Annotated in this window: 13 protein-coding genes; 6 read left to right on the top strand and 7 right to left on the bottom strand. The window is 73.1% G+C overall.

What is annotated here, in order from left to right; translation table 11 throughout:
• Positions 1 to 19: 19 nt before the first annotated feature.
• The 4 genes from ABEB12_RS40910 to ABEB12_RS40925 all read right to left on the bottom strand — a co-directional run bounded on the left by ABEB12_RS40910 (position 20) and on the right by ABEB12_RS40925 (position 16570).
• Positions 20 to 4720 (bottom strand): amino acid adenylation domain-containing protein, encoded by a 4701-nt coding sequence (locus ABEB12_RS40910; RefSeq protein ID WP_345703597.1) that lies wholly within the window; start codon positions 4718 to 4720, stop codon positions 20 to 22.
• 17 nt (positions 4721 to 4737) lie between these two features.
• The gene (locus ABEB12_RS40915) at positions 4738 to 14676 is read right to left on the bottom strand and encodes an SDR family NAD(P)-dependent oxidoreductase (RefSeq protein ID WP_345703587.1); all 9939 of its coding nucleotides are present in this window, start codon (positions 14674 to 14676) and stop codon (positions 4738 to 4740) included.
• Positions 14677 to 14892: 216 nt separating this feature from the next.
• Entirely contained in the window at positions 14893 to 15546 is a 654-nt protein-coding gene (locus ABEB12_RS40920) for a PhoU domain-containing protein (protein WP_185065682.1), read from the bottom strand.
• A 10-nt stretch (positions 15547 to 15556) separates the two neighbouring features.
• A complete protein-coding gene (locus ABEB12_RS40925; protein WP_185065683.1) occupies positions 15557 to 16570 on the bottom strand; it encodes an MsnO8 family LLM class oxidoreductase in 1014 nt (337 codons plus the stop codon).
• A gap of 116 nt (positions 16571 to 16686) precedes the next feature.
• On the opposite strand from ABEB12_RS40925, the gene ABEB12_RS40930 reads away from it, so the two are divergent.
• The 3 genes from ABEB12_RS40930 to ABEB12_RS40940 all read left to right on the top strand — a co-directional run bounded on the left by ABEB12_RS40930 (position 16687) and on the right by ABEB12_RS40940 (position 20508).
• The gene (locus tag ABEB12_RS40930; RefSeq protein ID WP_185065684.1) at positions 16687 to 18039 is read left to right on the top strand and encodes a hypothetical protein; all 1353 of its coding nucleotides are present in this window, start codon (positions 16687 to 16689) and stop codon (positions 18037 to 18039) included.
• Between the two features lie 2 nt (positions 18040 to 18041).
• Positions 18042 to 18926 carry an Abi-alpha family protein gene (locus ABEB12_RS40935; RefSeq protein ID WP_345703598.1) on the top strand — a complete coding sequence of 295 codons (885 nt, stop codon included), beginning with the start codon at positions 18042 to 18044 and terminating at the stop codon, positions 18924 to 18926.
• A gap of 106 nt (positions 18927 to 19032) precedes the next feature.
• Positions 19033 to 20508, top strand: coding sequence for an aminotransferase class I/II-fold pyridoxal phosphate-dependent enzyme (locus ABEB12_RS40940; RefSeq protein ID WP_185065686.1), 1476 nt, complete (start codon positions 19033 to 19035; stop codon positions 20506 to 20508).
• 82 nt (positions 20509 to 20590) lie between these two features.
• On the opposite strand, the gene ABEB12_RS40945 is transcribed toward ABEB12_RS40940, so the two are convergent.
• Entirely contained in the window at positions 20591 to 21001 is a 411-nt protein-coding gene (locus ABEB12_RS40945) for a cytidine deaminase (RefSeq protein WP_185065687.1), read from the bottom strand.
• 51 nt (positions 21002 to 21052) lie between these two features.
• Between ABEB12_RS40945 and ABEB12_RS40950 the strand changes: the two genes are divergently transcribed.
• Genes ABEB12_RS40950 through ABEB12_RS40960 form a run of 3 tightly spaced genes read left to right on the top strand, consistent with a single transcriptional unit; the run spans position 21053 to position 24170 of the window.
• Positions 21053 to 22429 carry an NADP-dependent succinic semialdehyde dehydrogenase gene (locus tag ABEB12_RS40950; RefSeq protein ID WP_185065688.1) on the top strand — a complete coding sequence of 459 codons (1377 nt, stop codon included), beginning with the start codon at positions 21053 to 21055 and terminating at the stop codon, positions 22427 to 22429.
• A gap of 2 nt (positions 22430 to 22431) precedes the next feature.
• Positions 22432 to 23148 (top strand): SDR family oxidoreductase, encoded by a 717-nt coding sequence (locus ABEB12_RS40955; protein ID WP_185065689.1) that lies wholly within the window; start codon positions 22432 to 22434, stop codon positions 23146 to 23148.
• Between the two features lie 14 nt (positions 23149 to 23162).
• Positions 23163 to 24170 carry a carboxymuconolactone decarboxylase family protein gene (locus ABEB12_RS40960; RefSeq protein ID WP_185065690.1) on the top strand — a complete coding sequence of 336 codons (1008 nt, stop codon included), beginning with the start codon at positions 23163 to 23165 and terminating at the stop codon, positions 24168 to 24170.
• Between the two features lie 84 nt (positions 24171 to 24254).
• Here ABEB12_RS40960 and ABEB12_RS40965 read toward each other — a convergent pair whose 3' ends face one another.
• Positions 24255 to 25499 (bottom strand): cytochrome P450, encoded by a 1245-nt coding sequence (locus ABEB12_RS40965; RefSeq protein ID WP_185065691.1) that lies wholly within the window; start codon positions 25497 to 25499, stop codon positions 24255 to 24257.
• 73 nt (positions 25500 to 25572) lie between these two features.
• Positions 25573 to 26889, bottom strand: a 1317-nt coding sequence (locus ABEB12_RS40970; RefSeq protein WP_345703588.1) for an MDR family MFS transporter, incomplete at its 5' end; no start/stop codon positions are given.

Consider the following 26889-nt stretch of genomic DNA (forward strand, 5'->3'; position numbering starts at 1 on the left):
GCCGGCTCCGCCCGGCGGTTCAGCCTGAGCGGATGCCGGAGAGCAGCTGGTCCACCCGGGCCGTCGCGCCGTCCGCCAGCCCCTCCAGCAGCTCGCGGGTCGCGGTCATCAACCGGAGCACGGCGTGCTCCGGAAGCTGCCGGTCGTAGTAGAAGAACTGCAGGTCCAGCGTGTCGCCGAAGGCGAAGACGGCGACCCGCAGCGGGTGCTCGGTCTTGGTCTGGCCCTCGACGATGTTCAGCTCGGTCCGCCGCATCGCCTGCTCGCCGTCCCGGCTGAACGGGAAGTTCAGGAACACGAAGCAGGACTCGTAGAGGTCGGCGTCCTCGGCGAGACCGGCCCAGTCCCGGATCTCCCCGAGCGAGGCGTGGTGGTGGGCGTCCAGCTCGAGCTGCAGCCGCTGCGCCCGTTCGACCCAGTCCAGGAAGCTGGCCTCCCCGGGCACGTCCAGCTGCAGCGGCAGCACGCTGGTGAAGATCCCGATCATCCGCTCGTAGCCGGCCAGTTCGGCGGACCGCCCGGTCATCATGTTGCCGAACGACACCCGGGAGCGCCCGGTGAAGCGCGCCAGGACCAGCGCCCACGCGGCGAGGACCAGGTTGCTCAGGGTGAGGTTCGCGCGCTGGGCCACGTCGCGCAGTGCCCGGGTGGCCTCGGCCGAGACGACCGCGTCCCGGCGGATGTAGGCGCCGGCCCGGCCGGGCGGGCCCGGCGTGCCGCCCAGCGCGGACACCAGCGGGGTGACCTCGTAGTCCGACATGGCGCGGCGCCAGAACGCCTCGACCGCGCGGTGGTCGCGGGCGCGTTGGTGGTCGACGTAGTTGCGGTAGGGGATGACCGGCCGGGGGTTGGTGCCCCCGTGCCAGAAGGTCAGCAGGTCGGCCAGGATGAACGAGAGGCTCCAGCCGTCCGAGAACATGTAGTTGTACAGGAAGGCCAGGTAGAGCTCGTCCGGTCCGACCTGGAAGAGCCCGACCCGCAGGTGTCCCGGCCGGTCCAGGGCGAAGCCCCGTTCGCGGGCGGCCTCCACCCAGCGGTGCACCTCTTCGTCCCGCGCACCGGCGGCCAGGCCGGACAGGTCATGGCGCTCGACCGAGATCCGGCAGGTCCGGTGCACGATCTGCACCGGCCCGGCCGGGCCGTCCCAGCGGAACGAGCTCCGGAACACCGCGTGCCGGTCGACCACCGCCTGCCAGGCGGCTTCCAGCGCGTCCAGGTCGAGCCGTTCCCCGGACACCGACCGGACCTTGGCGATGACGCTCTGCACGTACAGCCCGACCGGCGGATCGGTGCGCTGCCGGCGCACCATCTCCGACTGGTACATGGACAGCGGGTAGGCGTCCTCGATCTCCTCCCCGAGACCGGTCAGCTCGGCGATCTCGCCGCGCACGCTGGTGGACGGGGCCGGGGCCGTGTCGGCCGGTGCGTCCGCCACGCGGGCGGCGAGCTGGCGGATGGACGGATAGCGCACCACATCGGCCGGGGTGACGCGGATTCCGGCGTCGTTGGCCCGGGCGACCAACTGAATGCTGTCGATGGAGTCGCCGCCGAGGGCGAAGAAGTTGCCGTCCACGTCCACCCGGTCCAGGCCCAGCACCGCCGCCCACACCGACGCGAGGGCGCGCTCGGTCGGCGTGCTCGGGACGTCCCCGCCGGTGTCCTCCGACCCCGGCCGGGGCGGGATGGGCAGCGCCTGGCGGTCCAGCTTCCCGCTCGAGGTGACCGGCAACCGGTCCAGCACGACGAACGCGTGCGGGATCATGAAGTCGGGGAGCGTCGACCGCAGGTGTTCGCGCAGCTCGGCGCCGAGGGCGCGGGCCGCCGGCGCCGAGCTGTCCGGGCCGGCCCCGGGCACCTCCGCCTTCATGTACCCGGCGAACAGCCCCTGCCCGCGCGTGGTGGTGGCCCGGTCGGCGTCCTCGGTGGGTACCGCGTACGCGACGAGCTGGCGGCGATCCCCGCCGTCCTCCCGCACCACCACGGCGGCGTCCGCGACGTGCAGGTGCGTGCGCAGGGCGGACTCGATCTCGCCCAGCTCGATCCGCATGCCGCGCAGCTTCACCTGGGAGTCCAGCCGGCCGAGGAACTCGATGTCCCCGCTCGGCTGCCAGCGGGCCCGGTCGCCGGTGCGGTACATCCGCGCGCCGGGTGCGGCGGCGAACGGGTCGGGCAGGAACCGTTCGGCGTCCAGCTCCGGCCGGTTCAGATACCCGCGGGCGACGTTCGTGCCGCCGATGTGCAGCTCACCGGGGACACCGACGGGGGTGGGCCGGCCGGCGCGGTCCAGGATGTAGATCCGGGTGTTGGCGATCGGCCGGCCGATCGGCACGACCGGTGAGGTGTCCTCCTTGCGGCACTGCCAGGCGGTCACGTCGACGGCCGCCTCGGTCGGCCCGTACAGGTTGTGCAGCTCGGCCCAGGGCAGGCGGGCGAAGAAGCGGTCCCGGAACTCCGAGGGCAGCGCCTCGCCGCTGCAGATGACCCGGACCAGGGACGAGCACCCCTCGAGGCCGGGATGGTCGAGCATCACCCGGAGCATGGACGGCACGAAGTGCACCGTGGTGATCCGCTCCCGTTGGATCGTCTCGACCAGCGCCGCCGGGTCCTTGTGCTCGTCCGGGCGGGCCACGACCAGCGTCGCTCCGGTCATCAGCGGCCAGAAGAACTCCCACACCGACACGTCGAAGCTGAACGGCGTCTTCTGCAGCACCCGGTCCTCCGGCGTCAGCCCGTACGCCTGCTGCATCCAGAGCAGCCGGTTGCCGATGCCCAGGTGGCTGTTCATGGCGCCCTTGGGCCGGCCGGTGGAGCCCGAGGTGTAGATGACGTAGGCCAGCCGGTCGGCCGGCATGCCGACCGAAGGCCCGCTCACCCCGCTCCCGGCGTCGTCCTCGCCGAGCCGGATGACCGGTGGGGCGATGCCGCGCAGCCGGGGCGGCAGCGGCCGGTCGGCCAGCAGCACCGGCGCGTCGATGTCCCGGATCATGTGCTCGACGCGCTCGTCCGGGTAGGACGGCTCCAGCGGGACGTAGGCCCCGCCGCTCTTCAACACCGCCAGCAGGGCCTCCACCAGGTGCGCCGACCGCTCGGCGTAGACCCCGACCGGGCCGTCCGGCCGCACGCCGGCCTCGACCAGCCGGTTCGCCAGGCGGTTCGACCGTTCGTCCAGCTCCCGGTACGTGAGCGTCTCGCCGTCGAAGGACACCGCGACGCGGTCCGGGGTGCGCCGGACCTGGGCCTCGACGTGCTCGTGCAGCAGCCGGGGCGGGCCGTAGTCGACCGCCGTGTCGTTGAACCCGTCGAGCAATTCGACGCGCTCCCGCTGGTCGAGCAGTGGGATGGCGGAGAGCGAGAGCTCCGGGTCGGCGGTCACGGCGGTGAGCACCCTGGTCAGGTGCCGGGACATCCGCGCGATGGAGCCCGAGTCCCAGAGATCGTTGTTGTACTCGAACGTCGCCGTCCAGGCACCGTCGACCAGCATGAACTGCAGCCACAGGTCGAACTTGGAGGTCCCCGTGTAGACCTCCTCGAGGTGGGTGGCCAGCCCGGGGAACGCGTCCCGCTCCAGCGGGGCGTTCTGCACCACCATCATCACCTGGAACAGCGGGTTGCGGCTGGTGTCCCGCTCCGGGGCCAGCTCGTTCACCAGCTCCTCGAACGGGAGGCTCTGGTGGGCGTACGCGCCGAGCGTGCGTCGCCTGACCCTGGTGAGCAGCTCCCGGAAGGTCGGGTCGCCGGACAGGTCGGTGCGCAGGACCACCGTGTTCGAGAAGTAGCCGATCAGGCCTTCGGTCTCCACGGGGATCCGGTTGGCGATGGGTGAGCCGACGGCGATGTCGTCCTGGTCGCTGTACCGGGCCAACAGCGCGGTGAATGCGGCGAGGAAGAACATGTACGGCGTGACGTCGGCGCGCTGGGCGGTACCCCGCACCGCCTCGGTGAGCGACCCGGGCAGGGCGACCTCCAGGCGCGCGCCCCGGAAGCGCTGCATGGCCGGCCGGGCCCGGTCGGTGGGCAGGGCCAGGGTGGCGAGCCCGGTGAGCTCTTGGCGCCAGTAGCCCAGGTCGGCGGCGAACGCGCCGTCCTCGCGCCGGCCGCGCTGCCAGGCGGCGTAGTCGCCGTACTGGATGGGCAGCTCGGCCAGCGGACTGGCCTGCCCGGTGCAGAAGGCCCGGTAGAGAGTCACCAGCTCCCGGTTCAGCACGCCCAGGGACCAGCCGTCGGAGACGATGTGGTGCAGGGTGATCTGGAAGACGTGCTCCTCGGGCGCGAGGCGGAGCAGCTGGGCGGCGATCAGCGGCCCGCGCTCGAGCGGCAGCAGCTGCCGGGCGCCGGCGGCCAGCAGTTCCCCGGCCCGGCCCTGTGGGCCGTCCCCGGTGAGGTCGTGCACCGTGACCGGCGGCTCGAACGGCTCGCCGATCACCTGCCGGGCCCGCCCCTGGACGCTCGGGAAGGTGGCGCGCAGGCTGTCGTGCCGGCGCACGATCTCGGTCAGCGCGCGGCGCAGCGCCGGCACGTCCAGCGGGCCTTTCAGCCGGAAGGCGATGGAGAAGTTGTAGGCCGGCGTGCCGGGGACGAGCTGGTCCAGGTACCAGACGCGTTCCTGGGTGGACGACAACGGCGCCTCGGCGCGCTCGGCCAGCCGGGGCACCGTGATGGCCGGCGCCTGGGCGCGCCCGCGCTTCCACTCGTCCAGGAGCGCACGCTTCGCGGCGGACATCTCCAACGTTGGTCTCCTCATCGGTCCGGGTTCATGGCGGCCAGCAGCTGTCCGGCCTCTTCGTCGGAAAGCTCCGCGAGGTGCTCGACGAGGTGTTCCTCGACCAGCGGAGCGAGAGCGGCGATCGTCGGGCTGCCGAAGAACAGGTCGAACCGGATCTCCACCGGGAACGCCGCCCGTAGCCGGGTCAGTACCTGGCCGGCCTGCAGCGAGCTGCCGCCGAGCTCGAAGAAGTTGTCGTGCACGCCGATCCGGCCGATGCCGAGGACCGCGCGCCAGGCGTCGGCGAGCAGGCGCTCGAGCTCGGTCTCGGGCGGCGCGTACGGGGTGTCGATCGGCGGGCGCGGGCGGCTCGGTGCGCTCGCGTCGCCGTTCGGTTCGACCGGCGGGGGAGCGGACTGACCGCCCGGGTCCTCGGCCTTCCGGTGGATCGCCCGCCACCGGGAGAGCGCCGGGAGCAGCCGGGCCAGCGCGGCGCGCTCGCCGTCGTCGACGCCCAGGGCCTCGGTCAGCGCGCCGAGGTCCGCCCGCTCGACCGCGGTCCAGAAGCTCCGCTCGGTGGGGTCGGCGCGGGGACGCGGTGGGTTCAGCCAGTAGCGCTCGCGCTGGAACGCGTAGGTGGGCAGGTCGACCTCGGCCGCCTGGGGCAGCACCTTGGACCAGTCCACCGGGTGGCCCTGGGCATGCAGCTCACCCACGGACAGCAGCAGGCGGTCCCGGCCGCCCTCGTCCCGGTGCAGCGAGCCGACCACCGCGCCGGCGACTTCCTCGGTCCGCAGCGCCTCCCGCAGCACCAGTCCGAGTACCGGGTGCGGGCTCACCTCGACGAAGAAGCGATGGCCGTCGGCGAGCAGCCGCCGGGTGGCCTCGTCGAAACGCACCCGTTGGCGCAGGTTGCGATACCAGTGATCGCCATCCAGCTCGGACCCGTCCACCCGCTCGCCGGTCACCGTGGAGTAGATCGGGACCGCGCCGGCGCGCGGCGCGAGCCCCGCGATGCTGGCGGCCAGCTCGTCGCGGACCTGTTCGACGTCCGGGCCGTGCGAGGCGTAGTCCACGTTGATCCGCCGGGCGAACACGGCGTCTCCGGCCAGCTCGCCGAGCAACTCGTCGAGCGCCCGAGGGTCACCGGAGACCAGGCAGGAGTGCGGCCCGTTGACGCCGGCCAGGGACAGCCGCGCGCCGAATCGGGCTAGCCGGCCGGTCAGCGGCTCGGCGGGCAGCTCGACGGCGGCCATGCCTCCCCGGCCGGCCAGCCGGGCCAGTGCCCGTCCGCGCAGCGCGACCAGCCGGGCCGCGTCCTCGCGGGACAGCGCGCCCGCCACATGGGCGGCGGCGATCTCGCCCTGGCTGTGGCCGACCACCGCGTCCGGTTCCACGCCGAACGAGCGCCACACCGCGGCCAGCGAGACCATCACGACGAAAAGCGCCGGCTGGACCACGTCCACGCGATCCCACGGGTGGTTCGCCACCGCCGCCTCGTCGCCGCGCAGCAGCGCCAGGGGCGACCAGCCCAGGTGTGCCGCCAACGGGCGGTCGCAGGCCTCGGCCTCCGCGCGGAAGACCTCCGAGGTGGCCAGCAATGACCGGGCCATGGCTGGCCACTGCGAGCCCTGCCCGGGGAAGACGAAGGCCACCTTGCCGGTCGGCGCGGCCTGGCCGGTGAACACGTGGGGCGCCATCCGGCCTCCCGCGAGAGCATCCAGGCCGGCGTCCAGGGTGGCCCGGTCGTGCGCGACCACCACCGCCCGGTGGTCGAAGTGGGTGCGGGTGTGCGCCAGCGAGCGGGCCAGGTCGGCGAGCGCGATTGCCGGGTCCGAGTCCAGTAGCGCGCGCAACCGGTCCGCCTGCGCGCGCAGCGCCGGCGCGGTGGCGCCCGAGACGGGGAACAGCGCCGGGCCGGCCGGTCCGTGCTCCGGCGGGGACCCCGGCGTGGCCGGGACCTGCTCCAGCACCACGTGTGCGTTTGTCCCGCTCACCCCGAACGAAGACACCCCGGCCCTTCTCGGCCGGCCTTCGGCCGGTGTCCAGCCGGTGGCCTCGGTGAGCAGCCGGACGGTGCCGGGGGACCAGTCGACGTGCGGGGACGGGTGCTCCGCGTGCAGCGTCCGGGGCAGCAGCCCGTGCCGCATGGCCAGCACCATCTTGATCACGCCGGCGACCCCGGCGGCGGCCTGGGTGTGCCCGATGTTCGACTTCACCGCGCCCAGCCAGAGCGGACGCTCGCCGGAGCGTCCCGGCCCGTAGGTGGCCAGCAGCGCGCGGGCCTCGATCGGGTCGCCCAGGGTGGTCGCGGTGCCGTGCGCCTCCACCGCGTCGACGTCGGACGGCGACAGGCCCGCACCGGCCAGGGCCTGCCGGATGACCCGCTCCTGGGCCAGCCCGTTGGGCGCGGTGAGCCCCTGGCTGCGCCCGTCCTGGTTGACCGCGCTGCCCCGGATCACCGCGAGCACCGGGTGCCCGTTGCGGCGGGCCTCGGACAGGCGTTCCAGGACGAGCATGCCGGCGCCCTCCGACCAGCCGGTGCCGTCGGCTTCGGCGGAGAAGCTGCGGCAGCGGCCGTCGGGGGACAGGCCCTTCTGCCGGCTGAACTCCACGAACGTGGCCGGCGTCGCCATCACCGTGACGCCCCCGGCCAGCGCGAGCGTGCAGTCGCCCTGCCGCAGGGCCTGGCAGGCCAGGTGGAGCGCCACCAGCGAGGAGCTGCAGGCCGTGTCGACGGTGACGGCCGGGCCCTCCAGGCCGAGGGTGTAGGCGATCCGGCCCGACGCGACGCTGCCGGCGCTGCCCAACCCGACGGAGGCCTCCAGCTCGGGCTGGTCCAGGGTGCCGGCGAGGCGGGCGCCGTAGTCCTGGTACATGACGCCGACGAAGGCGCCGGTCCGGCTGCCCCGGAGCGTCCGGGGGACGATCCGGCCCCGCTCCAGTGCCTCCCAGGTGATCTCGAGCAGCAGGCGCTGCTGCGGGTCGATGGTCATTGCCTCGGCCGGGCTCACGCCGAAGAAGGACGCGTCGAAGTGGCCGGCATCGTGCAGGAAGCCACCGTGCCGCGCGTAGCTCTTGCCCGCGGCGTCCGGGTCCGGGTCGTAGAGCCCATCGAGATCCCAGCCCCGGTTCTCCGGGAACCCGGAGATGACCTCCCCGCCATCCACCAGCAGCCGCCACAGGTCCTCGGGTGAGCCGATTCCACCGGGGAAGCGGCAGCTCATCGCCACGATGGCGATCGGGTCGTGGTCGTCGCCGGCCGGCCGAGGGTCCGGTTCCGGCGCGGACGGCCCGGGTGACGCGCCGACCAGCTCGCCGATGAGGAACCGGGCCAGCTGCACCGCCGTGGGGTGCTCGAACAGCAGGGTGGCCGGCAGCGCCCGGCCGCACGCCTCGGCCAGCCGGTTGCGCAGTTCGACCGCCATCAGCGAGTCGAGCCCCAGCTCCTGGAGTGGGCGGTCCATCGGCACCGCGCCCGGCGAACCCAGGCGGAGTACGGCGGCGGCTTCGCCGGCGACGACGTCCAGCACCGCGCGTTCGCGGTCCGCCGGGTCGAGCGACCGCAGCCGGTGCGGGAGCGACTCGGCCGGCCCGCCGGGTCGGGCGCCCAGTTTGGCGCCCGACGGACCCACCGGCGCGGTCCCGTTGTCGGCGGCCGCGCGCGGGGGCGCCTGGATCCGCTCGAAGCGCGCGGCGACCAGCGCGGGTTCCGGCCGGGTGAGCGCGGCGTCGAAAAGCGCGAGGCCCTCCTCGGCGGAGAGCGCGCCGATCCCCCGGTCACGCATGCGCCGGGTGTCGGCGTCGGTGAGGTCCTTGGTGAGGCCGGTGCGCTCGGCCCAGTAGCCCCAGGCGATCGAGCAGCCGGCCAGCCCTCGGCGGCGGCGGTGCTGGGCGAGTGCGTCGAGGAACGCGTTGGCGGCGGCGTAGTTGCTCTGCCCGGGGCTGCCGATCGAGCCGGCCACCGAGGAGAACAGGACGAACGCGGCCAGGTCGTGGCCGCCGGTCAGCTCGTGCAGGTTGACCGCCGCGTCGAGCTTCGCGGCGAACACCGACGCGATGCGCTCGGCGCTCATCGCGGTCAGCACGCCGTCGTCCAGGACCCCGGCGGCGTGCACCACGGCGGTGAGCGGGTGCTCGGCCGGTATGCCGGCGAGCCGCACGGCCAGCGCGTCCCGGTCCGCCGCGTCGCAGGCGACGACGGTGGCCGTCGCGCCCTCCGCGCACAGCTCCCGCACCAGCGCGCCGGCACCGGCCGCGTTCGGGCCCTGGCGGGAGAGCAGAAGCAGGTGCCGGACCCCGTGGGCTCGCACGAGGTGCCGGGCGAACAGGGCGCCGAGCGTGCCGGTCCCCCCGGTGATGAGCACGGTCCCCTCCGGGGCCAGCGCTCGGCCGGCGGGTGGGTCACCGGACACCGGCGCCAGCCGGGGCACCAGGCGTCGGCCGCCGCGCAGGGCGAGCTCCTCCGGCGGGTCGGCCAGGGCCGCCAGGTCGCCGGTGTCGGTGTCGGTGTCGGTGTCGGTGTCGGTGTCGGTGTCGCACAGCGTGATTCGGTGGCCGGGGTGCTCGATCCGGGCCGAGCGGACCAGGCCCCAGACCGGGGCGTGCGCCAGGTCGGGCACGTCCTCGTCCGGGCGGGCCGCCACGGCGCCCCGGGTGAGCAGCACCAGCCGTGACGACGGCGTGCGCGGGTCGGCCAGCCATGCCCGCAGGAGGTCCAGTGCTCGCACCGTGGCCCGCCGCGCTGCCCCGGCCAGGTCCGCCGTAGCCGGTGCGGCCAGGGGAACGACGGCGACAGCGGGCAACCGCGCACCCCGTTCCAGTGCCTCGCGCAGCGCCGCCGGATCCGCGTAGCGCTCGACGTCCGCCGCTGACTCCAGGGAAGCCGGTGCCGCTTCGGACCAGCTGATCCACCGCAACGGGCGGTGGGCGGCGAGCCGGGCGCGGAACTCGTCGGCGGTGTCCGGCCGGGTGCTCAGTGCCGCGACCGAGGCGACCGGCGCACCGAGGGCGTCCGCCAGCGAAACCGCCACGGTCCCTCCCGGGCGGCGCTCCAGGTGTACCCGGACGGTCGAAGCACCCACCGCGTGTACGGACACCCCCGTCCAGGTGAAGGGCAGCCGGACCTCCGGCCGGCCGGTGTCCAACGCCGCCAGCGCGTGCAACGCGGTGTCCAGCAGCGCGGGGTGCAGCGCGAACCCATCGGACTCTCCGGCGGTCTCGGGCAGTGTGACCTCGGCGAACAGCTCCTCGCCGCGCCGCCACGCCGAGCCGAGTCCCCGGAAGGCCGGGCCGTAGTCAACTCCCGCTTCGGACAGGCGCCGGTACAGGCCGCCCAGCGCGACCGGGTCCGCGTCCGGCGGCGGCCAGCTCGCCGGGCCGGCGGCGGCCGGCGCGGCTGCCGGCGCGAGGATGCCGGTGACGTGCCGGGTCCACGGCGCGCCCGGCGGCGCGTCCTCGGCCCGGGCGTGCAGGGTGAGCGTCCGCCGGCCGGACTCGTCCGGGCGGTCCACTTGCAGCCGCAGCTCCACCGAGGCCCGGTCGGGGAGCGTGATCGGGATCTCCGCGACCAGCTCCTCGACCCGGTCCAGCCCGGCGTGCTGGGCGGCGGTCAGCGCGAGTTCCAGGGTCGCCGCGCCGGGCAGGGTCACCTCGCCGAAGACGGCGTGATCGGCGAGCCACGGATGCTCGGTGAGCGACACCCGGCCAGTGAGCAGGGCGCCGCCATCGGCCAGTTCGACCGCGGCGCCGAGGAACGGGTGCGCCAGCGGCGCCTGCCCGAGCGGTGCTTCGCCGGTGCGCCGGGTGGCGGCCGGCGACAGCCAGAACCGCTCTCGTTGGAACGCGTAGGTGGGCAGGTCGACCTTGCGCCCCGGGAGCGCGCGCGACCAGTCGATCCGGTGCCCCCGGGTGAGCAGCTCGCCGAGTGAGAGCAGGAGACGCTCGTGGGTGCCCTGGTCGCGGCGCAGCGAGCCGACCGCGACCGGCGCCTGCTCGGTGCCGGCACGGGTCTCGGCCAGTGCCTGGGTCAGCACCGGATGCGGACTGACCTCGACGAAGAACCGGTGACCCGCGTCGATCAGGCGCTCGGTGGCTTCGGCGAACCGGACGGTTTCGCGGAGGTTCCGGTACCAGTACCCGGCGTCCAGCTCGCCGCCGTCCAGCTCGTCGCCGCTGACGGTGGAGTAGAGCGGGAGGGCGGCGGCGCGCGGGCGGATCTCGGCGAGCCGGCTCATCAGCTCCTCGCGGACCGCCGCCACCTGGCCCGAGTGCGCGGCGTAGTCCACCCGGACCTTGCGCGCGAGCACCTGCCGGGCGGCGAGCTCGCCCAACAGCGCCTCGATCGCTTCCACATCGCCGGAGACCACCGTGCTGGCCGGGCTGTTGACCGCGGCGACGGAGAGCCGGTCCCCGAACGGGGCGAGGTACCGGGTCAGCTCGCGGCCGCCGAGCTCCACCGAGGCCATCGCGCCGGCGCCGGCCAGCGCGGTGAGCGCCCGGCTGCGCAGCGCCACGACCTTCGCCGCGTCCGCGCGGGACAGGGCGCCGGCCACACAGGCGGCGGCGATCTCCCCCTGGCTGTGTCCGACGACCGCGTCGGGGGTGACGCCCACCGACCGCCAGAGCGCGGCCAACGCCACCATCACCGCGAACAGCGCGGGCTGCACCACGTCGACCCGATCCAGGGACGGCGCGCCCCGCTCGCCACGTAGCACCTCGAGCACCGGCCAGTCGACGTGCGGGGCGAGCGCGTCGGCACAGGCCTCCAGCTCCTCGCGGAACGCCGGCGAGCTCGCCAGCAGAGACCGCGCCATGCCCGGCCACTGCGAGCCCTGCCCGGGGAAGACGAAGGCGAGCCGGCCGCCGCCGCGTTCCGCCCGGCCCAGCGCGGTGCTCGTCGTCGGCCGCCCCTGGACCAGCGCGTCCAGCGCGTCCCGCAGCTCCGTGCGGTCCGCGGTGACCAGCGCGGCGCGGTGCTCGAAGTGCGTGCGGGCGGTGGCCAGGGAGTGAGCCACGTCGGCCGGGTCCAGGTCGGGACGGGCCGCCAGGTGCGCGCTCAGCCGTCCGGCCTGGGCCCGCAACGCTTCTTCGCCGCGTCCGGAGAGCAACACGGGCAGGGCCGGTGCCGGTGGCGCGGGCCGGCGGGAGACGCCGGCCTCGTACAGCGCGGCCAGGGTCTCCAGCATCGCGTAGCGCTCGTCCCGGTCCCGCCGGCACGAGCCCAGCGCGACGCCGGCTCGCCCCGAGGCCCGGAGCGTTTCGGTCATCGACCGGACGAGGATCGGGTGCGGGCTCAGCTCGACGAACACGGTCCGGCGCGCCGAGGCGAGCCGCTCGACGACCGGGGCGAACCGCACCGAACGGCGGATGTTCCTGATCCAGTACTCGGCGGTGCACTCCGGTCCGGCCAGCTCGCCCTCGGTCACCGTGGACAGCATCGGCGTGCGCGCCTCGACCGGCGTCAGCCCTTCCAGCGCCTCGGCCAGCGGCCCGGCCAGCTCCTCCACCCTCGGGCAGTGCGAGGCGAAGGTGACGTGCACCCGGCTCACCTCGATCCGCCGTTCCTCCAGGTCGAGCAACAAAGGCTCCAGCGTGTCGCGATCGCCGGAGAGCACCTGTGCGGTGGGACCGTTGTAGGCGGCCACCGCGACCCGCTCCCGGTGCGGCTCGACCAGCGCGTCGGCCTCGCTCGCGGTCAGCGTGACCAGGGCCATGCGACCCGGACCGGCCTGGCGTCTCGCCAGTCGGCTGCGTGTGCAGCTGACCCGCACCGCGTCCTCGAGCCGGAGGATGCCGGCCAGGTAGGCGGCCGCGACCTCGCCCATGCTGTGGCCGACGACCATGTCGGGTTCGATGCCCCAGGCCCGCCACAGCGCGCCCAGCGAGACCTGGATGCCGAACAGCACCGGCTGCACGACGTCGATCTCGTCCAGCCGGGAGCGCTCCGGAGCGGCCAACAGCTCGTCCAGGATGGAGAAGCCGGCCTGCCGGCGCACCTCGGCGTCACAGGCGATGAGCTCGGCCCGGAACACCGGTTCGGTGTGCATCAGTGAGCGGCCCATCCCGAGCCACTGCGACCCCTGTCCGGGACAGACGAACACCAGCCGGGGGCGCTCCCCGGCCGGATCGCCGGCCGGCCGGCTGATCCGGGCGAGCAGCTTGTCCAGCAGCTCGGCCTTGTCGTGGGCCACGAAGCCCGCCCGGTGCTCCGCCGTCACCTCGGCCGCGTCGGCCTCGGTGATCAGCGCGCGGCTCAGCGCGGCCAGGGCCGGCGGTTCCCCGGGCAGCTCGGCGACCCTGGGCAGCAGCTCGAGCAGGCGACGGTGCAGCGCCGCCCGATCGTCGGCGCGGACCGGGAAGAAGTGCGCCCGGGCGGGCACTCCTTCGAGCACGACGTGGCAGTTGGTCCCGGAGAAGCCGAACGAGCTGACACCGGCGACGGGCGGTTCCTCGGAAGACGGCCAGGCCCGGCTCTCCCCGGTGACCTGGAGCCGCAGCTCGTCCCAGGCCACGTGGGGGTTCGGCGTCTCGAAGTTGAGGTTCCCGGGAATTGTCCGGTGCCGGAGTGCCAGGGCGGTCTTGATGAACCCGGCGATGCCGGCCGCGGCCTCCAGATGGCCCAGATTGGTCTTGACCGAGCCGAGGACCAGGGGCCGCGCCGCATCGCGGCCCGCGCCGAGCACCGCGCCGACCGCGCCGGCCTCGATCGGGTCGCCGAGCATCGTCCCGGTGCCGTGGGTCTCCACATAGTCCACGCGGGCCGGGTCGACGCCGGCGTTCCGGTACGCCGAGCGCAGCACCGCCTGCTGGGCGTGCGGGTTCGGCGCGGTGAGGCCGTTGCTGAAGCCGTCGTTGTTGACCGCACTGCCCCGGATGAGGCAGGTGATGTCGTCGCCGTCCCGGAGCGCCCGGGAAAGCGGCTTGAGCACCAGCAGGCCGGCGCCCTCGCCCCGGACGTATCCGTTGGCGCGGGCATCGAAGGTCTTGCAGCGGCCGTCCGGTGCCATCGCGCCGAACTTGGACAGGGCCACGGTGCTGTCCGGTGACACGATCAGGCTGACTCCGCCGGCCAAGGCCAGCGTCGACTCACCACGTCGCAGGCTCTGGCAGGCCAGGTGCACGGCCACCAGCGAGGAGGAGCAGGCGGTGTTGACGGTCAGGCTGGGCCCCTCGAGGCCTAGGATGTACGAAACCCGTCCGGACAGCACGCTGGTGTCCTGTCCGGTGGCGGTGTGGGAGTCGATGGCGGCCGGGGCGGCGAGCCGGGCGTAGTCGCTCCACATCGCGCCGAGGAACACGCCCGTGGCCGTGCCGCGCAGTGAGTGGGGCACGTGCCGGGCGTCCTCCAGCGCCTCCCAGGCCAGCTCGAGCACCAGCCGCTGCTGCGGATCCATCTGCGTGGCCTCGCGCGGCGAGATGCCGAAGAAGGCGGCGTCGAAGCGGTCCACCTGGTCGAGGAACCCGCCCCAGCGGGTGCTCATCTTGCCCGGCGTGCCCGGGTCGGCGTCGTAATGACGGTCGATGTCCCACCGGTCCCCGGGCACCTCGCGGATCGCGTCGACCCCGTCGCGGAGCAGGGCCCAGAATGCCGAGGGTGAGTCGCAACCGCCGGGGAGGCGACACGCCATCCCCACCACGGCAATCGGCTCGTCCGTGCTGGTCGCCGGTGTACCGCCGCCGGACGGCGCTTCAGGGGAGGGGCTTGTCGCGCTCTCCAGATGACCCGCCAGCGCATCGAGGGTCGGGTACTCCCAGGCGAGGGTCGCCGGGAGGGGGCGCTTCAGCCTGCTCGCCAGCCGGCCCACCATCGCGGTGGCCGCGGCTGAGTCGATGCCGTAGTCGCGGAACCGCCGTGCCGGGTCGTATGACTCCTCCGCCACTCCCGCCACCCGCGCGAGCTCCGCGCGCAACCATTCACGAATCCCCGGACCACCGTCGTGCTCGACGGGCCGCGGTTGTCCCCCGTTGGCCATGCCGCATCCCTCGCCCACCACGCGGCCGAACGATCTCGGCCGTGGGTCCAACACCTGGACACCGTCACCAGCCTGGTTCCGCGCCGAGGGATCTGTCCAGTTTTCTTTGTCCAGTTTTTATGTTTTGACGACCGTTGCGAGTGGTGGTATTTACCTCGGCCGGATATGTCAGCCGAATGACAAACAATTCCGGAATGCGAAAACTTGGGTATTCGCTCAGCCGGCGGGTTGGCGGACCTGGCCGGTGACCACGTAGTCGAGCTGCCGGGTGACCGCGACGGCCTGGTCGGCGAACCGCTCGAAGTAGCGGGCGAGCAGCGCGACGTCGATCCCGGCCCGCACGGGGTAGGCCCCGTCGGCGTCGCGGAGCCGCTCGAGCACCTCGCGGTGCAGCAGGTCCAGCTCGTCGTCCATCCGCCGCATCGCGGGCAGCGAGATCCCGGCCGGCGAGGCGACGGTCTGCTCGACGTGCCGGCCGGCCCGCAGCGCCAGTGCGCTCATGCGGGTGAACGGCTCGCGCAGCTCGGGCGGCAGCGCCGGGCGGGGGTGGCGCAGCCGGGCGATGTGGGCGATGTGGCAGGCCAGGTCGCCCATCCGGGAGATCCGCTCCGACGCGCGCAGGCCGCTCACCACCACCCGCAGGTCCTTGGCCACCGGGGCCTGCAGCGCCAGCAGGGCGCGGGCGTGCTCCTCGCAGCGCTCGCCCCGGTAGCCGATCTCGGTGCGCGTCGTGATGACCTGTTCGGCGAGGTGCAGGTCGGCGTCCAGCAGCGCCGCGCTGGCCTGCTCCATCGCGGTGCACACCAGCGCGCACATGTCCGCCAGTGCCCGCCCGAGCAGGGCGAGCTCCCCCTGGAACAGCTCGCGCATTCGATCTACATTACGAGTCCTGCGGGTGCTGGGACGGTTTGTTCAACCAATGTTCAGCTAGCAGCTCGAAAGAATGAATGCGGTCGCCCGTGCCGTGTACCCGGGTGGTGACGATCAGCTCGTCGGCCTCCGTCTCGGCGACGAGCCGGCGCAGCTGTTTGCCCACCGTTTCCGGCGAGCCGACAATCTTGCTGGAGAAATGCCCGTCCAGGTATTTGAGGTCGAGATCGGTGTACCGATGGTCGGCCGCTTCCTCCGGTGTGGGCAGCAGGATCGGCGTGCCGCGCCGGCGCATCACCGCCTTCAGCCGGCTCGGTCCGGCCAGCCAGCGGGCTCGCCGGTCGGTCTCGGCGGCGATCACCCAGGCGCTGACCATCACGTACGGCCGGTCCAGCCTCCGGGAGGGCCGGAACGCCGCCCGGTAGGCGGCCAGCGCCGGATGCAGGTTCGCGTCGTTGAGGTGGAAGGCGTAGGCGTAGGGAAGGCCCAGCGTGCCGGCGAGCGCCGCGCTGACCACGCTCGATCCGAGCAGCCAGGGCTGCGGCCGGTTGCCCTCGGCCGGGATCGCCCGGACCGCCCCCGGCTCGGCCGGCTCGAAGAAGCCGAGCAGTTGTTCCAGGTACTCCGGGAAGGCCTCGTGGCCGCGGTCGGTGCCGTCCCGCAGCGCGCGCGTCGTCCGCGGCGAACCACCCGGGGCCCGGCCGACGCCGAGATCGATCCGGCCGGGGTGGAAGGCCTCCAGGGTGCCGAACTGCTCCGCGACCACCAGCGGGGCGTGGTTGGGCAGCATCACCCCGCCGGCGCCGACCCGGATCGTCGCGGTTGCCGCCGCGACCTGTCCCATCAGTACCGAGGTCGCGGCACTGGCGACTCCCGGCATGGAATGGTGTTCGGCGACCCAGAAGCGTGAATATCCGAGGCATTCCACCCGCCGGGCCAGATCCACGGTCGACCGCAATGCGTCGCGGGCGGTCGACCCGCTGACCACCGGCGACAGGTCGAGCACGGACAGCGGAACACTCAACGAAGCCTGCCTCGCCTGGCCCGGGTGATCGTGGTGGTTCCCGGCGCCCGCATCCCATAATGTCAGCTCGGCCGAACGCGTGACGACACCGCCGTCGTCAGGGGAGGACAGGGCGCATGTCAGTGCTGGCCAGTGGCCTCATCGACTGGGAACACCTCACCGGGCAGTCGAAGTTCGTCATCGACATCGTGAGCATTCCGATTTTCAGCGCGATTGCCGGAATTCTTACGAATTGGACCGGTGTGCTCATGCTGTTCGCCCCGACGCGGTTCACCGGATTCTATGTTCCCGGCCTGAAGACGCTGTTCCCATTTCTGCCCCGAAAGCTGCAGATTCTGCCCATTTTCGCCCCGGGCGGGATCCTCGGATTCCAGGGCTTCGTGCCGGCCCGCGCGGAGAAAATGGCCAGCTTCATCTCGGACAAGGCGCTGGTCAAGATCGGCAGTCCGAGCGACTTCTACCGTGAGCTGGACCCGGACGCCCTGGCCGCGCGCATCGCCTCGGCCGGGCGGCCGCTGCTGCGGCCGATGGTCGACGAGCTCATGCGGCGCGAGCACGCCCAGCTCTGGCGGGACCTGCCGCCGAGGTTGCGGGAGCTGCTCTACCGGCAGCTGGAGGCGCGGTTCCCGGAGATCACCAAGCGCGCCTTCGACCAGATCGGGGACAACATCGAGCAGCTGGTCGACATCAAGCTGCTCGCGGTCGGCCACATGCGCCGGTACCCGGAGCTGCTGAAGTTCATCTTCTACAGCATGGGCGCTCCGGAGCTGCGCTTCATGACGCGGATCGGCATTCTCGGCGCGCCACTGGGCCTGCTGCTGGCCCTCTACCTGCAGGTTCACCACTCCATACCGGTGGTCGGGCTGCTCCCGCACTGGTTGATCGTGCTGCTCGGAGCGGCGGTGATCGGGATCGTGGTGAACATCATCGCGATCAAGGTGGTGTTCACCCCCGGCGAGCCGAAGCCCCGGTACAAGTGCCTGTGGAAGCAGGCGAAGCTGGCCAAACGCCAGCCGCAGGCGGCCGCCGACCTGGGCCACGTGTTCGGCTACACGGTCATCACGCTGGAGAACGTGACCCGCGAGGTGCTGGACGGCCCTCGGGGCGACCGCACGCGGGGGTTGCTCGAGGACATGCTGCGGGCGGAGATCGCCTCGATCCTCGGCCCGATCGGCTCGGTGGTGCGCGCCGCGGTCGGTGCGCGCGAGTTCGACGCCATCCAGGCCGGCGCCGCTGGCGGGCTGGTGGTGGACATCGCGCCGGTCCTCACCCAGGACGAGGAGTTCACCAAGGCGCAGTCCGGGCGGATCGAGAAGTTCTGCACGGCCAAGCTGCGGGCGCTCTCGCCCGGCGAGTTCATGGACATGCTGTACTCCGCCATCGAGCAGGACGCCTGGCTGTTGTACGCGCACGGCGGCTTCCTCGGCATCTTCGTCGGCGCGGCACACCTGCTGATCTTCGGAGCGTGACCATGTCCGACGGGCCGAGGAAACCGGAGCAGGGCAGCGGCGAGCCGGACCCCGACACCGGCCTGATGCCCACCACGGCGGACGTGGTCGGCGTGGTCCGGGTGGCCGGGGCGGTGATGTGGCGGGCGGTCACCGGGCTCACCAAGGGATCGGTGGACGCGGTGCAGGAACTGGCCAAGGAGGTCCAGGCCGGCGAGCCGATCACGCACATCGTGGATCACCAGGTGGCGCTGGCCCAGTCCGCCCTGCTGCGCGCGCTGGGGGTGGAGAACGACCAGGCCGCGCACGCGCCCAGCCGGACCCCGAGGCGGATCAACTCCGACCAGGACCTCAGGCTGGCCGGGAGCGCACTGCTGAAGGGCTCCTGGCGGGTGGAGGGCGAGCCCGGCGCGCAGCACCCCTCCTTCGCCCTGATGCTGCAGTCGCTCACCCCGGACGAGGCCCGGATCCTGCGGTTCCTCGCGGTGGCCGGCCCGCAGCCGGCGATCGACATCCGGACCAAGACCCCGTTCGGGATCGGGTCCGAGCGCCTGGCCGGCGGCATCAACCTGATCGCCGAGATGGCCGGTTGCACCCGGCCGGAGCGCGACCGCCACTACCTGGCCAACCTCAACCGGCTGGGCCTGGTCCGGTTCTCCGAGGAACCGGTCACCGACCGCCGCCGCTACGCGTTCGTCGAGGCCCAGCCGAAGGCGACGGAGCCGATGGAACGGGTGCGAAAGGCCCGCACCGTCTACCGCAGCATTTACCTGTCGCTGTTCGGCCAGCAGTTCTCCGAGACCTGCTTCAACCTCGAGGGCTACGACGCCGGCGGCTGGGCCGACGACGACCGCGGTGACCGCATCCTCGGCCGGCGCCCCCGCGAGCGGCGCAAGAAGCACCACTAGCCAGGTGGGTCGCGGCGGCCTCCGGTCGTCGGCGTAGGGTTCCGAGACTTGGTATGCGGAAATTGGATCGGTCCAAAATCGGTCCAATATGCAGATCGGACTGTAAATGCCTTCGATTGCCTCGGATGCCGTTGCCACCCTGGTCGGTCCGGACTGGAAGCGGGATCGGCCTCGTTACCGGGCGCTGGCCGAGCACCTGCGCCGGGCCATCACCAGCGGGGAGCTGCCCGTCGGTGCGCGGCTGCCGGCGGAGCGGGAGCTGTCCAGCGCCCTCGGCATCAGCCGGTCCACGGTGATCGGCGCGTACGGCCTGCTGCGGGAGTCGGGCCGGTTGGTGGGACGTACCGGCAGCGGCAGCTACGTCGCCGCCCCTCGCCCTCCCGGGCGGCCGGCCCAGCTGCGCGACCTGGTCGGCGGCCGGTCACCCGAGGGCAACGGCGGCCACGCCGCCGGGAGCGCGATCAACCTGTCGGTGTCCCATCCGGCGCCGCTGGAGGCCGAGCTGAAGTCGGCTATCGCGACCGCCGCCGAGGCGGTGGGACCGCTTTCCGGCAGCGTCGAGTACGCCCCCCAGGGCCTGCCCGAGCTGCGCGCGGTGCTCGCCGACGCGTTCACCCGCCGGGGCCTGCCGACCACCGCCCGCCAGATTCTGGTGACCAACGGCGCCCAGCAGGCGATCGCCCTGGTCGCCCAGCTCTACCTCGGCCCCGGCGACGCGGCGGTGCTGGAGAGCCCGAGCTACCTCGGGGCCATCGACACCCTCCGCACGCGGGGCGCCCGGCTGGTCGCGCTGCCCGGCAACACGGCCGAGCTGGACCCCGCCGAGGCCGAGGCGCTGATCCGCCGGGTGAACCCGGGGCTGGCCTTCCTCATGCCCGGCTGCCACACCGTGACCGGGGCGGTCACCTCGGCCGAGACCCGCCGCCGGATGGCCGAGCTGTCCGAGGAGCTGCGGCTGCCGGTGATCGACGACGACACCTTCGTCGGGCTCACCTTCGACGGGGACGCGGTGCCCCCGATGGCCGCGTACGCGGAGGACGCGCCCATCTTCACCATCGGCTCGACCAGCAAGCTGTTCTGGAACGGCCTGCGCGTCGGGTGGCTGCGCGCGCCCGAGGCGGTGGTCAACCGCCTGGCCCGGCTGAAGAGCGGCGTGGACCTGTGCACGTCGCTGGTCCCCCAGCTGGTCACCCTGCACCTGTTGGAGCGGGCGGAGGAGATCGGCGCGATGCGCCGAGCAGAGATCCGGGACCGGCTGGACCTGGCCGGCCGTCTGCTCGCCGGTGCGCTCCCGGACTGGTCGTGGCGGCCGCCGCGCGGCGGGCGGTCGCTGTGGATCCAGCTGCCCGGCGGGTCGGCGGCGGAGTTCGTCCAGGTGGCGCAGCGGCACGGGGTGTGGGCCGTCCCCGGGGGCACGCTGACCTCCGACGGCGCTCACCGGGACCGGTTGCGGGTGCTGTTCGTGCAGCCTCCGGAGATGCTCTCCGAGGGCGTCCAGCGGCTGGCCATGGCCTGGGCCGCCCACCGGCCGGGCGACGCGCGGCGACCCGGGGCGAAGGGGCGCCGCGCGGCCCGCGCCTGAGCCGGTCAACCCGGCCAGCGAGCGGTGCCGTCAATCATTCTATTGGACCGATCCATGACAGCGAATGAAACCGGTCCAATAATCAGAATTGGTCTTGGTGCTCGGACCAGACGTAGCTCTCCGGCAGTAGGTCGGTGATTGGAACGGTCCGCACGCGGTCGCCGCTGCCGACGATGACGCGCACGGTGGGGACGAGGTCGAGCAGCACCTGGCGGCACCGGCCGCACGGGGGAACGACCCCCCGGCCGCGGTCGCCGACGGCGACGACGGTGTCCAGCTCGCCGGCGCCCTGGGCGGCCGCCGTGCCGAGCAGGACCAGTTCCGCGCACGGGCCTCCGGTGAAGTGGAAGACGTTCACCGCCGTGACGATCCGGCCGTCCCGCGCGCGGCCGGCCGCCGCCATGGTGTGGGTGTCGCCCCCGCACCGGGTCCGCGCGACGTGCGCGGCCGCCTCGATGAGCTCATGATCGACCTGGACGGGATGCGTGGCCATCTTCTCCAACTAACATGGGCGGCGAGCGAACATCGGCAGAGGCGGCTAACCATGGCAATCGCCACGATCAACCCCACCACCGGGGAGACGCTGCGGGTCTTCGACGAGATCGGCGATGCCGAGATCGAACGGAAGATCGGGCTCGCCCACGAGAGGTGGCGTAGCTACCGGTCGACCAGCTTCGCCCAGCGGGCCGAATGGCTGCGGGCCAGCGCCGACCTCATGGAGAAGGACGTCGAGGAGCTCGCCCGGTTGATGACGACCGAGATGGGCAAGACGCTCGACTCCGCCCGGGCGGAGGTGCGCAAGAGCGCCAACGGCATGCGCTACTACGCCGAGCACGCCGAGGGTTTCCTGGCCGACGAGCCGCTGGCCGACCCTTCGGTGGTCGGCGCGTCGCGGGCGCTGGGCCGCTACCAGCCGCTGGGCGTGGTGCTCGCGGTGATGCCGTGGAACTTCCCGCTGTGGCAGGTGATGCGGTTCGCCGCCCCGGCGTTGATGGCCGGGAACGTCGGGCTGCTCAAGCACGCCTCGAACGTGCCGCAGAGCGCCGTCTACCTGGAGGAGGTGCTCCGCCGGGGCGGCTTCCCGGAGGGCTGCTTCCAGACCCTGCTGATCTCCGCCCGCAAGGTGGAACCGATCCTGCGTGACCCCCGGGTGGTGGCCGCGACCCTGACCGGCAGCGAGCCGGCCGGGCGGTCGGTGGCCGCGATCTGCGGCGACGAGGTGAAGCACACCGTGCTCGAGCTGGGCGGCAGCGACCCGTACGTGGTGATGCCCTCGGCCGACCTGGATGCCGCGGTGGCCACGGCGGTGCGCGGGCGGGTGCAGAACAACGGGCAGTCCTGTATCGCGGCCAAGCGGTTCATCGTGCACACCGACATCTACGACGCCTTCGCCGAGAAGTTCGTCGAGCGGATGCGGGCGCTGCGGGTCGGCGACCCGCTCGACGAGGCGACCGAGATCGGGCCGCTGGCCACCGAGCAGGGCCGTACGGACGTGGAGGAACTGGTGGCCGACGCGGTGGGGAGCGGGGCCAAGGTGCTCTGCGGCGGGCAGCGGCCGGACCGGCCGGGCTGGTTCTACCCGCCCACGGTGATCACCGAGATCACCCGGGACATGCGTATGTTCGGCGAAGAGGTGTTCGGGCCGGTCGCCTCGCTGTTCCGGGTGGCCGACATCGACGAGGCGCTGGAGATCGCCAACGCCACCAGCTTCGGCCTCGGTTCCAACGCCTGGACCAACGACCCGGTCGAGCAGGACCGGTTCATCGACGAGCTGTACGCCGGCCAGGTCTTCATCAACGGCACCACCACGTCCTACCCGGAGCTGCCGTTCGGCGGGGTCGCGCGTTCCGGCTACGGCCGCGAGCTGTCCGCCCACGGCATCCGGGAGTTCTGCAACCTCAAGTCCGTCTGGATCGGGTGACCGTGAGCGGGAACGACCAGAAGGTCGCCGTCGTCACCGGCGCCTCACAGGGGATCGGCGCGGGCCTGGTCGCCGGCTACCGGAAGCTCGGCTACGCGGTCGTCGCCACCTCGCGGGGGGTCGAGCCGTCGGAGGACGCCGGCGTGCTCGCGGTCCAGGGGGACGTGGCGGACCCGGCGACCGCGCGGCGGGTGATCGACAGTGCGGTGGACCGGTTCGGCCGGGTCGACACGCTGGTGAACAACGCCGGCATCTTCATCGCCAAGCCGTTCACCGACTACACGGCCGAGGACTACCAGCGGTACGTCGGGGTGAACCTCACCGGGTTCTTCGCCGTCACCCAGCTGGCGGTGGCCCGGATGCTCGAGCAGGGGAGCGGCGGGCACGTGGTGACCATCACCACCACCCTCACCGAGCACGCCAACTCGAACATCCCCTCGGTGCTGGCCTCGCTCACCAAGGGTGGCCTCAACGCGGCCACCAAGTCGCTGGCGATCGAGTACGCCGGCCGGGGGATCAGGGTGAACGCGGTGTCGCCCGGAGTGATCAAGACCCCGATGCACGCGGTCGGGACGCACGAGCTACTCGGCGGGATGCACCCGGTCGGCCGGATGGGCGAGGTGGACGACATCGTCGACGCCGTGCTCTACCTGGAGGGGGCCGGGTTCGTGACCGGGGAGATCCTGCACGTGGACGGCGGCCAGAGCGCCGGCCACTGAGCGGCGCCGAGTCCATGCTCGACCGGGCGTTCCGCCGCCAGATCCGCTACGTCACCCCGGTGCCGGCCGGCGACCTGGCCCGCCGGGTGAGCGCGCAGATCACCCGGGACGTGGGTGCGGTGGTGCCGCCGTATGCCCTGCATCTGCCGGCCCCCGAGGTGCTGGCCGCGAGCTGGGCGATCACCCGGGAGCCGGTGTTCGGGGCGGCGCTGCCGAGGGTGCTCAAGGAGGCGGTCGGGGCGGCCGTCTCGGCCACCAACGCCTGCCCGTACTGCGTGGACGTGCACACCTCGACGATGTCCGCGCTGGACCGGTCGCGGGACGGCGAGGCGCTGGCGGCCGGGCGGGACGACCGGATGACCGACCCCCGGTTGCGCGCGCTGGTGGGTTGGGCCCGGGCGACCCGGTCACCGGGCTCGCCGCTGCTGGCCGACCCGCCGTTCTCCGCCGCCGAGGCGCCGGAGGTGATCGGCACGGCGCTGGGCTACCACTACATCAACCGCATGGTGAGCGTCTTCCTGGTGGAGTCGCCCTTCCCGACGGGCGCCGGTGGTGCGGTCAAGCGGGCGCTGGCCTGGCTGGCCCGTCCGGTGCTGCGGGCCAGCGTACGGCGGACCCCGCTGCCGGGCGCCGCGCTGGAGTTCCTGCCGGATACCGGGCGCTGGTCCGGCTGGGCCGGGCCCGACCCGGTGATCGGGGCGGCGTTCGCCGGGGCCGCCGAGCTGTTCGAGCGGGCCGGCCGGCGGGTGCTGGCCGAGCCGGTCCGAGAGCTGGTCCTGGCCCGGCTGGCCGGCTGGTCGGGGGAGCGGCCGCCGCTGTCTCGCGGCTGGGTGGAGGACGCGGTGCACGGGTTGCCCGACGCGCTCCGGGCCGAGGCCCGGCTGGCGCTGCTCACCGCCCTGGCTCCCTACCAGGTGGACGCGGATGTGATCGACGGGTTCCGGGCCGGTGAGGAGGCTCTCGTCGCCGCCACCGGCTGGGCGAGCTTCGCCGCGACCCGGCGGGTGGCGGACTGGATCTAGCGACCTGCACCAACTGGGGCCTCCCGGGTCCGGGGCTCGCCGGTGAGCTCGGCTCCGGTAAGTAGGGCAGGAAGGTCTTCGAAGTTAAGCGATTGCTTGTATCGCCACACGAAGGTCGCGGTGCGCCCGGAAGCCGGCGTTGGGGTGGAACGACCGGGTGTGCCCGGCGGCCAGCCGCAGGTCGGGGAACGCCCGGGCCAGCGCGGTGAGTGCGCGTTCCGCCTCCAGTCGGGCCAGCGCCGCGCCCACGCAGAAGTGCGCGCCGTGGCCGAAGGAGAGGTGCTCCCTCGCGTCCGGCCGGTCGGTGTCCAGCAGGTCCGGCTGACCGAACACGGCGGGATCCCGGTTGGCCGCGCCGAGCAGCAGCAGGCAGCGGGCACCGGCCGGGATGGTGACCGGGCCCAGCTCCACCGGCGCCGAGGTCACCCGCAGCCAGCCGTCGATCGGCGGGGTGAACCGCAGGGTCTCCTCGACCAGCGCCGGCACGTGCCCGGGGTCGCGCGCGATGCGCCCCCACAGCTCGGGCCGGGACAGGGCGTGGTCGATGCCGTGCGCCAGCAGCCCGGCGGTCGTCTCGTGCCCGGCGACCAGCAGGTTGAACGCGAAGCTGGCCACTTCGTCGATGCTGAGCACCGCGTCGGCGCCGCCCCGGTACCGCAGCACCCGGCCGAGGAAGTCGTCCGGCCGGCCCGCGGCGGGTTCGTCCAGCCGACGGGTGACCAAGGAACGGCAGTACCGCCAGAAGTCGAGCAGCCCGCCGGCCAGCCGTTCCTGGTCGGCGGGGGAAGGACGGCCCCAGACCAGCGCGATCTGGCCGTCGGCCCAGTTCCGGATCAGCGGGATGTCCCGCTCCGGCACACCGAGCAGGTCCACCAGCACCAGCAGCGGCAGCTCGGAGGTGAAGGCCGGCACCAGGTCCACCTCGGCGCCCGCCCGGTCGGCCAGCCGGCCGACCAGTTCGTCCACCCGCCGGTCGATGACCTCGAGGTACTGCTCCGCCACTCCCTTCGCGGTAGTGGCGAAGGTGGCGCGCAGCGCCTTGCGGGTGCGGGTGTGTACCGGGGCGTCGGCGGCCGCCGTGGTGGCCGGCGCGTCGATGCGCATCGCCACGTCCATCGCCGCCGGGCAGAGCTCGAACAGCGGCGTGAGGGTGAGCGCGTTCTTGAACCGCTCGCCGTCGGCCAGCGCGCGGCGCACGTCCTCGTGCCGCCAGATCAGCCACAGGCCGAGGTCCTCGGCGAAGTGTGCGCGGTCCGGGCCGGCCAACAACTCCCGCCAGGTCGCCGCTGGATCGATTACGTAGTTGCCGTCGAACGCCCCGAGCTCCATGCCCACCCCTCTCGCGGCACCACCCCCGCGGTGGCGTGTCAACCATGCCGGTTGCCGCCGCCCCGGACCAGGGTCAGTGTCCGACCGGCATCTGGGGGCCTTCGGTCGCCGAGGGTTTGCGCAGGAAAAGCGCGAGCAGCACGCCCGCCCCGGTGAGCGCCGCGACGACCAGGAACAGGTTGGCGTAGGACGTGGCGAGCACCTGGACGGACAGCGTCCGGTAGCGCCCGTACAGCTCGCCCAGGCCCTCCGGCGTCGTCGGTGGCGCCGCGGTCGCCCGGGTGAGCGCGGTCCGGTCGGCAAACAGCTGGGCCTGTTGGCTGGTGGACAGCGCGTTCAGCACGGCCAGGCCGAGCGCGCCGGCGGTCTGCCGGACCACGTTGTTCAGCGCGCTGCCCTCGTTGGTCCGGGCGGGCGGCAGCGCGGCCAGCCCCGCCGTCATCAGCGGCATGATCGACAGGCCGAGACCGAGCCCCCATACGCAGCTCCACGCGATCAGGTCGGCCCTGGTCATGTTCGGGGTGATGCCGCCGAGCAGGTAGGTGCCGCTGGCGCAGATGCCCAGCCCGAACACGCCCAGCCAGCGCGGGCCGATCTTGTCGTAGAGCTGTCCGGCGATCGGAGTGACCAGGCCGGTGGCCACCGCCGACGGCAGCATCAGCAGGCCCGCGTCGAAGGCCTGCTTGCCCTGGCCCTGTTGCAGGAACACCGGGATGAGGAACGACGTGGCGATCATGTTGACCTGGAGCGCGGCCAGCATGAGCAGCGACGAGGTGAACGGCCAGACCCGGAACGCGCGCAGGTCCAGCAGTGGCTGGTCCACCGAGAGCTCCACCACGACGAATGCGGCGAGCGCGAGTGCCCCGAAGGTCAGCAGCATCAGGATGCGGTAGCCGCCCCAGCCCCAGTCGCTGCCCTCCTCGGCGGCCAGCAGCACCGCAAACAGGCCCAGCCCGATGCAGGTGAAGCCGGGCAGGTCGAACCGCCGGCCCCGCCGGCCCGCGGTCCGGGGCAGCACCAGGTGGGCGGCGAGCGCGCCCAGCAGGCCGACCGGCACGTTCACCAGGAACACCAGCCGCCAGTCCAGGTGCTGGACGAAGTAGCCGCCGAGCACCGGCCCGGTGGCCGGCGCGAACACGATGCCCACGCCGAAGATGCCCATCGCCTGGCCCAGCTTCTCCCGGGGCACGATGACGTACACCATGGTCATCGAGACCACCGGCATGATCCCGCCGGGGATCGCCTGCAACACCCGGAACACGATCAGCGAGCCCAGGTTGCCCGCGATGCCACACAGCGCGGACCCCACCGCGAACCCGGCCAGGGACAGCGCGTAGATCCGGGCCAGGCCGAATCGTTCGGCCAGCCAGCCGCTCACCGGCACCACCAG

Origin of the sequence: Actinospineispora eucalypti, from assembly GCF_039543365.1 — a bacterium.
GTDB classification, from domain to species: Bacteria; Actinomycetota; Actinomycetes; order Mycobacteriales; family Pseudonocardiaceae; genus Pseudonocardia; species Pseudonocardia eucalypti.

Coding starts and splice junctions, on each gene's coding strand:
- ABEB12_RS40910 (WP_345703597.1), bottom strand. CDS start 4,720: ATGTCCGCCGCGAAGCGTGCGCTCCTGGACGAGTGGAAGCGCGGGCGC.
- ABEB12_RS40915 (WP_345703587.1), bottom strand. CDS start 14,676: ATGGCCAACGGGGGACAACCGCGGCCCGTCGAGCACGACGGTGGTCCG.
- ABEB12_RS40920 (WP_185065682.1), bottom strand. CDS start 15,546: ATGCGCGAGCTGTTCCAGGGGGAGCTCGCCCTGCTCGGGCGGGCACTG.
- ABEB12_RS40930 (WP_185065684.1), top strand. CDS start 16,687: ATGTCAGTGCTGGCCAGTGGCCTCATCGACTGGGAACACCTCACCGGG.
- ABEB12_RS40935 (WP_345703598.1), top strand. CDS start 18,042: ATGTCCGACGGGCCGAGGAAACCGGAGCAGGGCAGCGGCGAGCCGGAC.
- ABEB12_RS40940 (WP_185065686.1), top strand. CDS start 19,033: ATGCCTTCGATTGCCTCGGATGCCGTTGCCACCCTGGTCGGTCCGGAC.
- ABEB12_RS40945 (WP_185065687.1), bottom strand. CDS start 21,001: ATGGCCACGCATCCCGTCCAGGTCGATCATGAGCTCATCGAGGCGGCC.
- ABEB12_RS40950 (WP_185065688.1), top strand. CDS start 21,053: ATGGCAATCGCCACGATCAACCCCACCACCGGGGAGACGCTGCGGGTC.
- ABEB12_RS40960 (WP_185065690.1), top strand. CDS start 23,163: ATGCTCGACCGGGCGTTCCGCCGCCAGATCCGCTACGTCACCCCGGTG.
- ABEB12_RS40965 (WP_185065691.1), bottom strand. CDS start 25,499: ATGGAGCTCGGGGCGTTCGACGGCAACTACGTAATCGATCCAGCGGCG.